This window comes from Brevibacterium sp. VCM10 (assembly GCF_000583215.1).
Taxonomy (GTDB): domain Bacteria; phylum Actinomycetota; class Actinomycetes; order Actinomycetales; family Brevibacteriaceae; genus Brevibacterium; species Brevibacterium linens.
Genome location: NZ_JAJB01000014.1, coordinates 72,627 through 86,004, shown reverse-complemented (window position 1 = coordinate 86,004; position 13,378 = coordinate 72,627). Strand labels below are relative to the sequence as shown.

Annotated in this window: 10 protein-coding genes; 4 read left to right on the top strand and 6 right to left on the bottom strand. The window is 66.6% G+C overall.

What is annotated here, in order from left to right; genetic code table 11:
• Positions 1–176: 176 nt before the first annotated feature.
• Genes AD89_RS18050 through AD89_RS0103645 form a run of 3 tightly spaced genes read right to left on the bottom strand, consistent with a single transcriptional unit; the run spans position 177 to position 4,424 of the window.
• On the bottom strand, positions 177–2,657 hold the full coding sequence (locus AD89_RS18050) for a cytochrome b/b6 domain-containing protein (protein ID WP_025777252.1): 2,481 nt from the start codon (positions 2,655–2,657) through the stop codon (positions 177–179).
• A gap of 1 nt (position 2,658) precedes the next feature.
• Positions 2,659–3,636, bottom strand: coding sequence for an electron transfer flavoprotein subunit alpha/FixB family protein (locus AD89_RS0103650; protein WP_025777251.1), 978 nt, complete (start codon positions 3,634–3,636; stop codon positions 2,659–2,661).
• Positions 3,637–3,647: 11 nt separating this feature from the next.
• Complete coding sequence (locus AD89_RS0103645; protein WP_025777250.1) at positions 3,648–4,424, bottom strand: electron transfer flavoprotein subunit beta/FixA family protein; 777 nt, start codon at positions 4,422–4,424, stop codon at positions 3,648–3,650.
• Between the two features lie 418 nt (positions 4,425–4,842).
• Between AD89_RS0103645 and AD89_RS0103640 the strand changes: the two genes are divergently transcribed.
• Positions 4,843–5,298, top strand: a complete 456-nt coding sequence (locus tag AD89_RS0103640; RefSeq protein ID WP_025777249.1) for an Lrp/AsnC family transcriptional regulator — start codon at positions 4,843–4,845, stop codon at positions 5,296–5,298.
• A 290-nt stretch (positions 5,299–5,588) separates the two neighbouring features.
• On the opposite strand, the gene AD89_RS0103635 is transcribed toward AD89_RS0103640, so the two are convergent.
• Positions 5,589–7,538 carry a hypothetical protein gene (locus AD89_RS0103635; protein ID WP_025777248.1) on the bottom strand — a complete coding sequence of 650 codons (1,950 nt, stop codon included), beginning with the start codon at positions 7,536–7,538 and terminating at the stop codon, positions 5,589–5,591.
• Positions 7,539–7,799: 261 nt separating this feature from the next.
• Between AD89_RS0103635 and pdhA the strand changes: the two genes are divergently transcribed.
• The 3 genes from pdhA to AD89_RS0103620 are packed head-to-tail and all read left to right on the top strand — an operon-like array spanning position 7,800 to position 11,367.
• Entirely contained in the window at positions 7,800–8,906 is a 1,107-nt protein-coding gene (pdhA, locus tag AD89_RS0103630) for a pyruvate dehydrogenase (acetyl-transferring) E1 component subunit alpha (protein ID WP_025777247.1), read from the top strand.
• The gene (locus AD89_RS0103625) at positions 8,903–9,958 is read left to right on the top strand and encodes an alpha-ketoacid dehydrogenase subunit beta (RefSeq protein WP_025777246.1); all 1,056 of its coding nucleotides are present in this window, start codon (positions 8,903–8,905) and stop codon (positions 9,956–9,958) included. The genes pdhA and AD89_RS0103625 overlap by 4 nt, the downstream gene beginning before the upstream one ends.
• Entirely contained in the window at positions 9,958–11,367 is a 1,410-nt protein-coding gene (locus tag AD89_RS0103620) for a dihydrolipoamide acetyltransferase family protein (protein WP_035319779.1), read from the top strand. Before AD89_RS0103625 ends, AD89_RS0103620 begins: the two co-directional genes overlap by 1 nt.
• On the opposite strand, the gene AD89_RS0103615 is transcribed toward AD89_RS0103620, so the two are convergent.
• Positions 11,292–12,083 carry an ATP-binding protein gene (locus AD89_RS0103615; protein WP_155807362.1) on the bottom strand — a complete coding sequence of 264 codons (792 nt, stop codon included), beginning with the start codon at positions 12,081–12,083 and terminating at the stop codon, positions 11,292–11,294. The two genes, AD89_RS0103620 and AD89_RS0103615, sit on opposite strands and share 76 nt — an antisense overlap.
• A 99-nt stretch (positions 12,084–12,182) precedes the next feature.
• Positions 12,183–13,343, bottom strand: coding sequence for an acyl-CoA dehydrogenase family protein (locus tag AD89_RS0103610; protein WP_025777243.1), 1,161 nt, complete (start codon positions 13,341–13,343; stop codon positions 12,183–12,185).
• Between the last annotated feature and the right edge of the window lie 35 nt (positions 13,344–13,378).

The following is a 13,378-nucleotide window of genomic DNA, read 5'->3' as shown; positions in this document are numbered from 1 at the left end:
AAGTTGCATTTATTGCAACTCGGTTGCATTCAACACTAAAGTCATCGCATTCCCCGGTCAAGAGATTTCTGTCGGGAATGCGAAAGGACAGCGATCAGGCCCTGCCGGATTCAATATCCGACAGGGCCTGATCGCCGTCCATCTCGGCCTGACCGGCCGAGTGATGAGTGTCTGTCCTACCTGCTCGAAACGCGTCCGAAGAGGTTCGCGATCGGAGCCAGCAGCAACGGCCTGGCCGCGAACCACCCGGCCACGACCACGACCATCGCGATGAGGAACCAGATGAGCCCGGCCCAACCGAGCACATTCGTGCCCGCGAACATGTACCCGAGATTCTGCCGCAGTCCGGTCGTGAACACGAGGAACACGTGGACGAGGATGAAGAACACGAAGAACAGCATCGTCGGGAAATGGATCGCCCGAGCCAACGGCGCCGGGTAGAACTTGTTCAGCCTCGCAGCATCCTTCGGCCACCACTCGCTCATCCGCACACCCGTGATCGCCGCCAACGGAGCCGCGATGAACACGACGATGAAGTACATCAGCTGCTGGAGAGCGTTGTAGTTGACCCACGCCTCTTCCATCGGCCATTCCATCGTCGCGTACTGCAGCATCGCCGAGACCGCGTTCGGGAACACTTCCCAACTGGTCGGCACGATCCGCGCCCAATGACCGGACACGAACAGCAGCACGACGAAGACCACACCATTGGCCAGCCACAGCAGATCGAGGCTCGTGTGCAGCCAGAGGTTGATGCTGACCTTCTTCCCGCCCTTCTTTGGGGTGTAGAACGCCGGCGGCTTCTGCTGGTGCCGCACCTGCAGTCCCGACCGGATGATGAGCACCATGAAGAAGATATTGAGGAAGTGCGTCCACCGCACCCAACCCGGGAACCCGGGGTCGACGAAGTCCGGGATGTGGTATTCGCCCGGGTAGCGCTCGAGGAATTCCGGCACGCCCGGCAGGGTCGTGACCCCGCGGGCAGCGAGGATGAGGATCCCGGCCGCGACGATGAGTCCGCCGAGTCCCAGCCCGACGAGCTTCGACCACTGTCCCAGCGACTTCGAACCGATCATGACCGGTTCCTTCTTCGCCGCAGGCTTCGCCGAGGCGGTGCTGCCCGAACCCGACGATGTGGCCTTCGCAGCCGGTGCCGTCTTCGCGGCCGGCTTGTCCGCGGTGCGTGCCGCAGCCGTGTCGTCCGCCTTCGCGGCGGGCTTGGCCATCGGCTTGCGCTGGGCAGGCTTGTCCGTGGTCTTCGCCGCAGGCTGGCCCATCGGCTTGCGCTGAGCGGGCTTCTTCTCGGCTCCGTCGGAGGACTTCTCCGACGCCGAGGCGGCTCCCGCTGCCACAGCACCTGCACCGGCGGCGGCTCCCGCACCGGCGGCTGCCGCACCGGCACCGACACCACCGATTCCGGTGCGTCGACCCTGGGGCTTCTTCTCACCGGATCCGTCGGCTGCCGCCGGCGTCGCATCCTGCTTCGCCTCGGCCGTCGACTGTGCATCATCGGCAGACTTGCCGGCCTCGGCAGATGCGGCATCGGTCGACGTGGTCTCAGTGGCCTTCTCCTCGGTCGGAGCCGAAGCGGCAACCGAGCCTGCGGCAGGTTTGGCAGCGTGTGCGGGTGCGAACCCTTCCGGCGGCCAGGGGTCTCCCCCGGCGGTGCGGGGAAGTCCACGGCGCAGGGGAACATCGGAGAGTTCTCCGGAGCCCGAGCCGCCAGCAGCAGCTGCGGCCACACCGGCACCGGCAGCACCGGCGCCAGCTGCGGCGGCAGCGGGAGCAGCGGACGACGATTCAGACGTGGAATCGTCTGACGTATCAGCCGAGGCGGTTTCGGCAGAGTCGGCCTGAGCAGCGGATTCCTGCGCGGTGCTCTCGGCGGGCGCGGATACAGCCGCTGCCGGAGCAGCGTCGGCAGCCGAACCCCCAGCGGCCTTGACTCCGGCGGGCGCGAAGCCTTCCGGCGGCCACGGCTCTCCACCTTCGACGCGCGGCAGACCACGGCGCAACGGAACCTCGGCGGCAGGAGCAGATTCAGAGGCGGCAACGGCAGCGCCAGCCGCAGCTCCGGCACCGGCCGTTGCAGCGGCGGCGGCCGGGGCAGCCGACGACTGTTCGTCCGACTCGACGGACGCCGCGTCCTCGGTCGAATCCTCGACAGCGACATCCTCTTCGACTGCAGGCTCCTCGGAAGCAGGCACTTCGGCCGACGCAGCGGGAGCGGCCGAAGCACCGGTGGCCTTCACCCCGGCAGGAGCGAGACCTTCCGGCGGCCACGGCTCTCCACCTTCGACGCGCGGCAGACCGCGGCGCAGCGGAACCTCGGCCGCAGGAGCGGCTTCAGCAGGAGCGGCATCGGCTGCATCATCGTCATCGCCCGCCGTCGCAGCAGCGGCCGCACCGCCGGCAATTCCGGCAGCGCCGGTGCCCGCTGCAACAGCAACACCGGTCGACGAATCCTCGGCGTCGGTCACTTGCGCGTCGGCCGCCTCGGCGGGGGAACCTTCATCCAGTTCCTCCGTCTCGGCAGTCTCCGGCAACCACGACGCGCCCTCTTCCAAGGGTTCGCCGATGGTGCCCTCCGGGGGCCAGGGGTCTCCGCCTTCGACCCGGGGCAGACCCGAGCGCAGCGAACTGGAATAGGTTGCCATATCAGGACTTGTTCTCGTTCAGTGATTCGATGGCCTGGGGAACGACCTTGAACAGGTCGCCGACGACGCCGAAATCGGCGATGTCGAAGATCGGGGCCTCGGCGTCCTTGTTGACCGCGACGATGGTCTTCGAGGTCTGCATGCCGGCCTTGTGCTGGATCGCACCGGAGATGCCGAGAGCCACGTACAGCTGCGGGGATACCGACACACCGGTCTGGCCGACCTGGTGGGACTGGGCGATGTAACCGGCATCAACGGCCGCACGGGAAGCACCGACGGCAGCGCCGAGGGTATCGGCGAACTCGCCGACGAGCTCGAAGGACTCCTCCGAACCGACGCCGCGACCACCGGAGACGACCTTCTGCGCACCGCGAAGCTCGGGACGCGAGGAGGTTTCGACAACAGCTTCGAACGAATCGATCGCAGCCGAGCGCTTACCGGAATCGGCGACCTCGAGGGCCTGCGTGTTCGCAGCCTGCGCCTCGGCACGGGCTTCGATCGAGCCCAGACGCACGGTGACGATGGGCGCACCGAAGGTCGGGGCCGACGAGGCGGTGTAGCCGCCGCCGTAGACGGAGTGGTCGGCCACGATGCCCTCGGAGTCGCGTTCGAGTCCGATGGCGTCGACGGACACGGCCGACCCGCTGCGCACGGCGTAGCGGCCGGCGATGTCACGACCGTCGAGGGTATTGGGCACGAGTACGGCGTCGGGCGCGGTGAGCTCCGCAGCTGCGGCCACGGCATCGACGGCCGCGGTGCCGAGGTTGCCCTCGACGGCTGCGGCGGTCAGGGTCGCCACGGCACCGAGTTCGGCGGCCTTCTCGGCAGCGGCGTCGGCGCTGCCGGCGGCGAGCACGAGGGCGACGGGCGAGCCGATCTCAGCAGCACCGCCGAGCAGTTCGGCGGCCGGCTTCTCCAGCTGGCCTTCGGCATCGGCGGTGAGGACGACGAGAATGGAATCCTGCGGGAATTCTGACATGACGATTCTCCTTAGGCCAGACGGTTCTTGGTGAGGTATTCGGCGAGTTCGACTCCGCCATTGCCTTCGTCGACGACCTTCTCGCCGGCTTCGCGCGGCGGCTTCTCGGCGACGGTGACCATGATCGAACGCGCGGTCGACTGATCTTCGGCGTCGATGTCGAGATCGGCCAGGCTGATGACCTCGAAGGGCTTCTTCTTCGCTGCCATGATGCCCTTGAAGTTCGGGAATCGGGCCTCGGGAAGCGCCTCGGTGATGGAGATGACGGCGGGCAGTTCGGCCGAGACCTGCTGCTTGCCGCCTTCGATGGCGCGGCTGCCGGAGACCTTGCCGCCTTCCAGTTCGACGGTCGTCAGGCCGGTCACGTGCGGGTAGTCGAGGTGCTCGGCGAGCATCGCCGGCATCATGCCGCCGTTGCCGTCGGTGGAGACGTTGCCGGTGACGACGAGGTCGTACTCACCGCGGCGCAGAGCAGCGGCGAGCACCTCGGCGGTCAGCCCGAGATCGGCACCGCCCAGCGACTCGTCGGCCACGTGCACGGCATTGTCGGCGCCCATGGCCAGACCCTTGCGGATCGTGGCGGTCGCGGTATCGGGCGCCATCGAGATGACGGTCACCTCGGTGTCGCCGTCGGAGTCCTTCTGCGTCAGTGCGACCTCGAGGGCACGCTCACCGATCTCGTCGAGGACGGCTTCCGAGGCGCCGCGATCGGCAAGCCCGGTTTCCAAGTTCAACTTGCGGTCGCCGTACGTATCCGGGACCTCTTTGACCAACACCGCGATCTTCAAGGATGACTCCTTAGGTTCGTGAAGCAGTTCCAGCTGCGTGAGACTTTCGTCTCATAATCTACAGGTGGCTGATTTCCGTCCGTTGACCGGGTCCAGGTAGGAACCGGCCATGTCCATCACCCATGGTACGTGGTAGGCACCACAGATATCTCCGTAACTGTACGAACGATCGACAGAATTTGTCCAGTACGTCGGACTCCTCGACGACGCCGGATTCCCTCGCCGAGGCGGTTCCCCCGTCGTCGACGACGGGACCTCGACGCGCGACCGTCACCCGCCGAGGCGGGGCCCTAGAATGGGACGCAGACCGACCAGTCCTCCCGGTGCGCATCGCCGCCTCTGCGCGCGAGTGCATCGGGGCAGGTTCAACGCAGAGGTCCCAGACCAGACGCAGACATCAATGGTGAAGGAGCTCCCCGTGGCTTTCGACCTCGACGACATCGACCGCAGCATCATCGCTGCCCTTGTCGAGGATTCGCGGCTGAGCGTGCGTCAGCTGGCCGAACGCGTCCATATCTCCCGCTCGGCTGCGCACAAGCGCTTCACCACCCTCATCGAATCCGGCGCGATCAGAAAATTCACCGCCGAGGTGGACCGCGAGGCCCTCGGCATGACCGTGACCGCGGTCGTCGTCGTCAAGATCGGCGAGCGCCCCTGGCCGCAGGTCCGTGACGACCTGGCAGCCCTTCCATTCGTCGAGAAGGTCCAAGCCGTCAGCGGGGATATCGACGCCTTGGTGACGGTCAATGCCCCGGATAACACTGCGCTGTCGCAGGTGATCCTGCGCCGCATCCACGAGGTGGCCGGAGTCGTCTCCTCCCGCTCGCTGCTCATCCTCGACGAGGCCGAAGGCCGCCGTCCCGGCGCGGGATGAAGACCTCCCCACTCGCTTCTGACCCCACTCACTGCTGACAGAGCGAAGCCCCCGGCGCCGGAATTTGCGCCGAGGGCTTCATGACGTGAAACAGAGAGAACCGCGCACGCCGTATCCAACACTTCAAGCTAGCGTGTCAACCGCCTTAGGAAAGACCCGCGTTGCGTAATTCTCATAGGCTAGCCTAACCCGGGGTTAGGGAGTGCACAACAGTCTGGTGCCGATTTCTCCGCCGTTGCACGGAATCGGCGCAGGCGCCGTCACAGTGGAATCGGGGCGCCTGCCTCGTTCTATTCCCTCGGCCCCGCGAGCAGCATGAGCCCGGCGCCGGCGACGATGCGTCGGTACACCGGCTCGACGGAGAAGGTTTCACCGTCGACTCTCAGGAGTCCGAGCTCGGCGAGCTCCTGCAGCTCGTCAGCCAGCAATGCGGAGAGCCGCTCCGCACGCTCCTCGTCGATGTCGAGTTCGGGGCGTTCGGGCGCGGCGTCGGGAGTGATGATCTCGATGAGACGCTGGGCGATCGTGATCGCCGGGGCTGCGAAGTCTTCTCCGGGGACGAGGTTGACCACATCGAGGAGCCGTTCGTAGATGAACGCACCGATGACCGGCAGCGCTGTATCCGCGCTGACCTCGCCTGAGCGCCACTGGTCGGCAGCACCGGCGGGCCGGACCTTCGTCCCGGTGATCTCGATGATCTCCGCACTCTGCATCACGGCCCACATCGCTTCGAGGACGGGCACCTCATCGGCGCTGCGCGCATAGTTCACGCCGTCTTCGTACCGAGCGTTCGAGGCCACGCCGACGGCGTTGATGCCGAACTGTCCGGCCGCCTCGGCGATATCTGCGCGCTTCACCCGCCCCGTTCCGGTCACCTGACGAGAGTCGCCGATCCATTCGAGGATGCCGGCCACACCAGAAACGAGGCGGTTGTCCGACAACGGCTGCGCGAGCTGCTCCTCGCTCAGAGCATTGGCTTCGACTGCGGCCATCAGGGCCGAGGGCAGCGGGTCTGTGCGCATGCTCGCGGCCTCGGCGCGGGCGCGGGCGGAGTTCCAGCGTTCGGGGGATTCGTCGGTGTCCATGCGGAAGCGGAGATAGTTGTCGAGTGCTTCGAGGCTGTCGAGGAAGATCACTGTCGAAGGCGATTCGCCATCGGTCTTCTCGGCTTCCTCCTGTCCGTCGACGGCGAAGCTTTCGAGGACGTCGAGGAGGTCGTCGATTCCCTCCGGTTCGTCGATATCTGCGCGGGAGGACACGGCGATGCAGAACAGGAGGTGGGCGATGTCGAAGACCTCTGAGTCCTCGTCGACATCATCGTAGGTCTCGGCCAGCCAGTCGCGGAAGCGCTGGTAGAGCGGCATCTCGTAGACGGTCTTCTCGACCTCGTCCATTCGTTCGTCGACGCCCCGCCGGTCAGCGTTGGGATTCGCCTGCGCAGTCGCCTCGGCACTCGATCCGCCGAGCCACTCCGGCAGCTCCTGTGCTGCGGCAGGGCCGTCCTGGGCTTCCTGGACATCGTGGTTCACGTGGCCGGTGGAGCCGTAGGTGCCGGCAACCGGTTCCGGATAGCCGTCGAGCGGCATGAGCTCGTCGACGACCTGTTCGGCTGAGACCTTATCCCGCTTGGTCAGTCGTACGACCGCGGCGGCTACGGCGAGCATGGCCCCTTCGAGGACGGGGCGTCCGCTGTTGTTGTTGATGAGGCGGTCAAGGCTATCGACGACGCGCCCTTTATGCGCCAGGGCCAGGATGTCACGGGCCACGGCGCGGGACTTCTTCGCCGACCATTTCGGTGCCATCACTCCGCCGAGCTTCGGTCCGTGCACGTCGTCGGTGAACCATTCGTCGACCAGGCCCATCGCCGCCCCGGTCACCTGTGCGACGCTCGGCTTGAAATCCTCGGGGTCGGAGGGCAGGGAGGTCACAACAGCCTCGGCGCGCTTGATATCGCCGTCGGCGAAGGCAAGGGAGAAGGACCGCAGCGCCCCCAGAGCCAGTCCGCGGTGAGCACCGACCGGGTTGAACAGACGGCGGTTGTACTCCCCCTGCGCCTTCTCCATAGCTGCGTGGAATTCGGCTTCGGTGAAGGCCGCATTCGGATCGTCGATGTCGACGCCTTCGGCCTTGAGGAACGGCGCCAGTTCCCGCATCATCCGATCGCCCATGCCGGGGTCGTGGCTGATTTTGCCGCCCGCTGCCATACCGTGGAATTCGGGACTGTCGAAGAAAGAAGACACGCACTGCTCCTGCCGAGGATGAACTGAAGCAATAACGGTAACAAGCCCGACCTCGTCCGCCCCAGAACCGACCCGGCATGGCTCCGCGGCTTTACCGAGATCACACTCCGGGCCCAACCGACCCGGGATCCACTCAGCCAAACGTCCACTCGGCCGGCCGGAACCGGCCCCTTCGTCCCGAGTTCGCGACACGTTTGGCCGCCCGTCCTCACCTGCCCTGAAGCCGTGGAATCGTGACTCGGCTCACGCCACCATGGGGCCATGACCATTGACGTTCCCACCACAGGCCGCTCACTGCCCCAGCTGCAGCCGATCAGCTTCATCGGCGCAGATGGCCGGCTCACCGACACTCCGACCGAAGGGCTGCGGATCCCCAGCGATGCCACCCTCACCGGTCTCTACCGGCAGATGGTCCTCGTCCGCCGGTTCGAAGCGCAGGTCACGCACCTGACCCGACAGGGTCGACTCGCGACCTATCCCTCCGCGGCAGGTCAGGAAGCCGCCGAGGTCGGGGCCACCACCGCGCTGGCCCCGAACGATTGGCTCTTCCCCACCTACCGCGACTCGGCAGCGCTGCTGACCCGCGGAGTGCCCGTCGCCGAGATCCTCGCCGCCTTCCGCGGGGACTGGCACTGCGGTTTCGATCCGCACGAATATCACGCCTCACCTGCGGCGACACCGCTGGCGACGCAGACTCTGCACGCCACGGGATTCGCGATGGCCGCGAAGCTCAAGGGCGAGGACGCCGCGACCCTGACGTTCCTCGGCGACGGCGCCAGCAGTGAAGGCGATACCCACGAGGCCTTCAACTTCGCTTCCGTGTGGCAGACCCCGACGGTGTTCGTCCTGCAGAACAACCAGTACGCGATCTCCACTCCCCTGCGGGAGCAGACGAACGCGACGATGCTCGCCGACCGGGCCGCCGGCTACGGAATGCCCGGCCTGCGCGTCGACGGCAATGACATCGCCGCCGTGTTCGCCGCCGTCTCCGCGGCGCTGGCGCGCGGTCGGAACGGAGACGGTCCGACCCTCATCGAGTGCCTCACCTACCGGATGGAATCGCACACGAACTCCGACGATCCGACGAAGTACCGCGACTCCGAAGAGGTCGAGCACTGGAAGCAGTTCGATCCCATCGACCGTCTCGAGAAGTATCTGCGACAGACCGGCGCCCTCGACGATGCCACGATCGAACAGATCGCCGAGGAGGCAGAGACCCTGGCCGCGTCCGTCCGCGATGCCATGAACCAAGAGGCCGAGATCGACCCGCGCGAGCTCTTCGCGCACGTCTACGCGACCCCGCGCACTGCCCTGGCCGAGCAGCAGCAGGTCCTCGAAGCCGAACTCGCAGCGGCGGGTCACGCATGAGCGTCGAAACGGGCACCGATCCGACCGTGGTGAACGGCGAAACGACCACAGCCGCCTCGGCGACAGCACCCACCCCGTCATCGGTGACGATGACGAAGGCGCTCAATCAGGCGCTGCGCGATTCTCTGGCCGACGACGACACCGTGCTCGTCTTCGGCGAGGATGTCGGCCGCCTCGGCGGGGTCTTCCGGGTCACGGAAGGCCTGCGGGCCGAATTCGGGTCGAACCGCGTCTGGGATTCCCCGCTTGCGGAATCGGGCATCGTCGGCACCGCAATCGGCATGGCGATGAACGGGATGCGACCCGTCGTCGAAATGCAGTTCGACGCCTACACCTACCCCGCGTTCGAACAGATCGTCTCCCATGTGGCGAAGATGCGGAACCGGACGAAAGGCCGGGTCAGCCTGCCGATCACGATCCGGATTCCCTACGCCGGCGACATCGGCGGAGTCGAACACCACTCGGATTCCTCGGAAGTCTACTGGACGTCGACGCCGGGGCTGACCGTCGTCACGCCGTCGAATCCGGCCGATGCGTATTCGCTGCTGCGCGACTCGATCGCCTCCGACGACCCGGTCGTGTTCATGGAGCCGAAGTCGCGGTACTGGATGAAGGAGACCCTGTCCCTGCCCGTGACGACGGCGCCGATGAATCGGGCCGAGGTCATCCGCGAGGGCACCGACGCCACCCTGCTCGCCTACGGTCCGACCGTGCGGACGGCACTCGATTCCGCCGAGGCCGGAGCCGAACACGGACTGTCCATCGAGGTCATCGACCTGCGTACGCTCTCACCGTTCGACGATGAGACGGTGTCCGCCTCCGTGCGCAAGACCTCGCGCGCGGCGATCATCCACGAGGCCGCGCAGTTCGGCGGATACGGCGCCGAGGTGGCCGCCCGCCTCACCGAACGCAACTTCACCCATCTGTCGGCCCCGATCCTGCGGGTCGCCGGGTTCGATGTGCCCTATCCGTCGCCGAAGCTCGAGGAGTTCTACTTGCCGACCGTCGAACGTGTACTCGATGCGCTCGAGTCCTGGGATTGGGAGCTGTGATGAGTGCTGACGTGAATACGGGCACGCGCGAGTTCATCCTTCCCGACCTCGGCGAAGGCCTCACCGAGGCGGAGCTGATCTCTTGGAAGGTCGAGATCGGGGACGAGGTCCACGTCGATCAGATGGTCGTCGAGGTCGAGTCCGCGAAGTCCGTCGTCGAACTCCCCTGCCCGTACGCCGGGCAGGTCGTCAGCCTTCACGCAAACGCCGGGGACACCGTCAGCGCAGGCCAGGCCCTGCTCACCGTCGCCGAGGCGGGGGCCGAGGCAGGCGCGGGTCCTGGGGCAGGCACGGGTGCTGAGTCGGCGGACAGCGAATCGGGCGGCGCGAACCTCATCGGCTACGGCACTTCGGAACCGAAGACCCGGTCGGCGAAGAAGCGCTCGTTCGGCGGCAAGAACGCGGCGGCGCCCGCTGTTCCGACCGTCATCCCGGATGCCCCGTCGCAGCCGCCGGCAGAAGCGCCGGCTTCCCCCAGCAACTCATCGACGACTGCGAACGACCGTGTCTCCCCCGTGTCCTCGCCACTGGTGCGCAAGCTCGCGAAGGATCACGGCATCAGTGCCAAAAGCCTGCCCGGCACGGGCCCCGGCGGAGTCGTGACCAGGGCTGATGTCATAGCCGCGATCGACTCCGGGGCAAGTGCCGCTGCCCACGTCCCCGCGGGGACGTCACCGGCGAAGGCATCTTCGCCTGCTGCGAGCTCCGACCAGAGCGACCGCGATACCCGCACCCCGATCACGGGACTGCGGAAGGTCGTGTCCGAACGCCTGACGAAGTCGCGGCAGGAGATCCCCGAGGCCACGATCTGGCTCGACGTCGACGCCACCGAGCTGCTGGCGACGAAGAAGGCGCTCGAGGCCCGCACGGGTGAGAAGTATTCGCTGCTCTCGCTCGTCGCCCGCTTCGTCGTGGCCGGTCTGAAGAAGTACCCGATCATCAACTCGTCGATCGATACGGCCGCCAGTGAGATCGTCACCCACGGCGACATCAACCTCGGCCTGGCCGCGCAGACCCCGCGCGGGCTCATGGTCCCCGTCGTCCACGGGGCCGGCGAGATGAGCCTGCGGCAGCTGCGCGACTCCGTGTCCGAGACCGTCGGGAAGGCCGCCTCGGGGAAGTTCGATCCGTCCGAACTGACCGGCGGCACGTTCACCCTGAACAACTACGGGGTGTTCGGCGTCGACGGTTCGGCCCCGATCATCAACCTCCCCGAGGTGGCGATGCTCGGCCTCGGCCGGATCAAGGACCGCCCGTGGGTCGTTGACGGCGAACTGACGGTGCGCAAGGTGATGTACCTGTCGTTCGTCTTCGACCACCGGGCGTGCGATGGTCAGGAGCCGAGTGAGTTCCTCACCTTCGTCGCCGACTGCATCGAGAATCCGATCTCACTGCTGCCCGAGCTCTGAGGGCTGCCCTCGGGCAGGGCTGCGCGAACGTCTTCCTCAGAGATCTCCGCACGGTCTCCGCTGTGCTTCCACGCCAGGTCGGCGATGGCCAGAAGACGAAGGGGGTTGCCGTCCGCCGCTTCGACGACGCGGCGGATGGCAGCCTCGGTGATCGTCTTTTCGGTGTCAGCGATCGACGCCGACACGACTTCCCGCACACTGTCGTCGCTCAGCCGTTCCAGGCCGACCCGCGCCGACCGCGCCAGGTAGGGAATCGCGTCCGCCGCGAACAGCGCATTCATTGCGTCGGCGGGCCCGGTGAACGCGAGCGCGAGAGGAATGCTCTCGGCAAACGCGTCCGCCACCGTACCGGCCACCTGTTCCAAGTCCCGCAACGGTGCCCGATCGATATCGTCCACCGTGATGAGGACTCCTTCAACCGCTCCGTCGTCGAGCAGTCGAGGAATCTGTGCTTCGGTCAATCGCTCGGCAAGCCCGTCTTCACCCGGGAGGTGCACGGTGGCCCAGCTGCGCGACGTCGCCACTTCCTCGAACACCGTGAGCATGGTGCTCTTCCCCATACCCGACTCACCGGTGACGAGCGTGGATCGCCCCATTGCGCCGTGACCGTTGTCGAGCGCATAGGCAAAATCATTGATGAAGGACTGCCGTTGGACGAGCACAGGCGGGAGCGTTCCCGGCTGCACGGCGAAGGGAGACGGTCGTTGTTCGGTCATCTCTGCCAACATAGCCTTCCGGTTCCACACTTCGGTTCGCTGACGTTCGGGCCGATCGATTCCGAGGGCGCGCTTCGAGGCGAAGGTCGAGCGCCTCAGTCACTCATCCAGCAGAGCGGCCGCGTACATCGGGCGGGCGGCGTCGGCGCTCGGCGGGTGGAAGAGTCCGGCCGCAGCGTCGCGGAAGAGGCGGGAGAGTTCGTGCTTGTTGCCGAACCCGCTGCCGCTCGTGCACATCAGGGCCGTCTCCGCACAGTTTCGGGCCGCCTCGGCGGACTTGATCCTCGCCCCCACCAGGCGCAGCGGCCAGCCGGCACCGTGGTCGATGAGGTCATCGAAGTCCCGGGCGTAGGCGTCGATCATCGCCGTCACGGGCATGAAGTCGAGGTGCGCATCGGCCAGGCGCGTCCGGGCCTCGGGCACCTCGGCGAAGGTGGTCCCGGCCTTCGCGGACTTCCGCTTGTGCAGTCCGGCGGCGCCCAGCTCGAGCGCCCGCGCCGCGACTCCGGCGTAGACGGCGGCGATGAGCAGCTGGAAGTTGCTCGTGATCGCGAAGGTGAGCAGGTCGGGGTGCTTGCCGGCGGGGATGACGCGTGAGACCCGTTCGGGCTTCATCGGCACGTGGTCGAGGATCGTCGCCCGCGACTGCGAGGCCCGCATTCCCAGCACATCCCAGTCATCGGAGACCGTGATGCCGGGCGCATCGCGTTCGATGAACCCGTAGACGAGCTCATCTGAGCCCACGGTGCCGTGGACGATGAGCCTCGTCCATACGGGAGACAGCGAGGTGAAGATCTTCACCCCGGTCAGCTCAAATCCGCCGTCGGCCGTGCGAGCCGCCTCGGTGGTCGAACCCTGCAGGACCCAATCGTTCGACGGCTCGGAGATCCCGAAGGCGAAGATCTCACCGGCCATGGCCTCGTCGAACACCCAGTTCAGCGAGTCGTCGCCGCGGTCGGCCAGTGCCTTGACCACTCCGGTGGTCATGAGGTGCATATTGATCGCCAGGGCCGTGCCGGGCGCCGCCGCTGCCAGCCGCTGCTGCAGTCGGCTGACCTCGAACAGACTCAAGCCGGGCCCGCCGTGGGACTCGGGCACGAAGAGGGTGAGGTAGCCGAGATCCCTCAGTTCGGCGAGATCCTCGTCGAAGAATCGGTTCTCCCGGTCATAGACGTCGGCTCGTGCGCGGAAACGATCACACACATCCTCGGGCAGGTACCGCGCGGCGAGTTCGCTCACGCGTGTCTCACGGTCGGTCATCGTCTCTCCTCTGTTCCGGTGTCGTCAGGACGTCG

Coding starts and splice junctions, on each gene's coding strand:
- AD89_RS18050 (WP_025777252.1), bottom strand. CDS start 2,657: ATGGCAACCTATTCCAGTTCGCTGCGCTCGGGTCTGCCCCGGGTCGAA.
- AD89_RS0103650 (WP_025777251.1), bottom strand. CDS start 3,636: ATGTCAGAATTCCCGCAGGATTCCATTCTCGTCGTCCTCACCGCCGAT.
- pdhA (WP_025777247.1), top strand. CDS start 7,800: ATGACCATTGACGTTCCCACCACAGGCCGCTCACTGCCCCAGCTGCAG.
- AD89_RS0103625 (WP_025777246.1), top strand. CDS start 8,903: ATGAGCGTCGAAACGGGCACCGATCCGACCGTGGTGAACGGCGAAACG.
- AD89_RS0103620 (WP_035319779.1), top strand. CDS start 9,958: ATGAGTGCTGACGTGAATACGGGCACGCGCGAGTTCATCCTTCCCGAC.
- AD89_RS0103615 (WP_155807362.1), bottom strand. CDS start 12,083: ATGACCGAACAACGACCGTCTCCCTTCGCCGTGCAGCCGGGAACGCTC.
- AD89_RS0103610 (WP_025777243.1), bottom strand. CDS start 13,343: ATGACCGACCGTGAGACACGCGTGAGCGAACTCGCCGCGCGGTACCTG.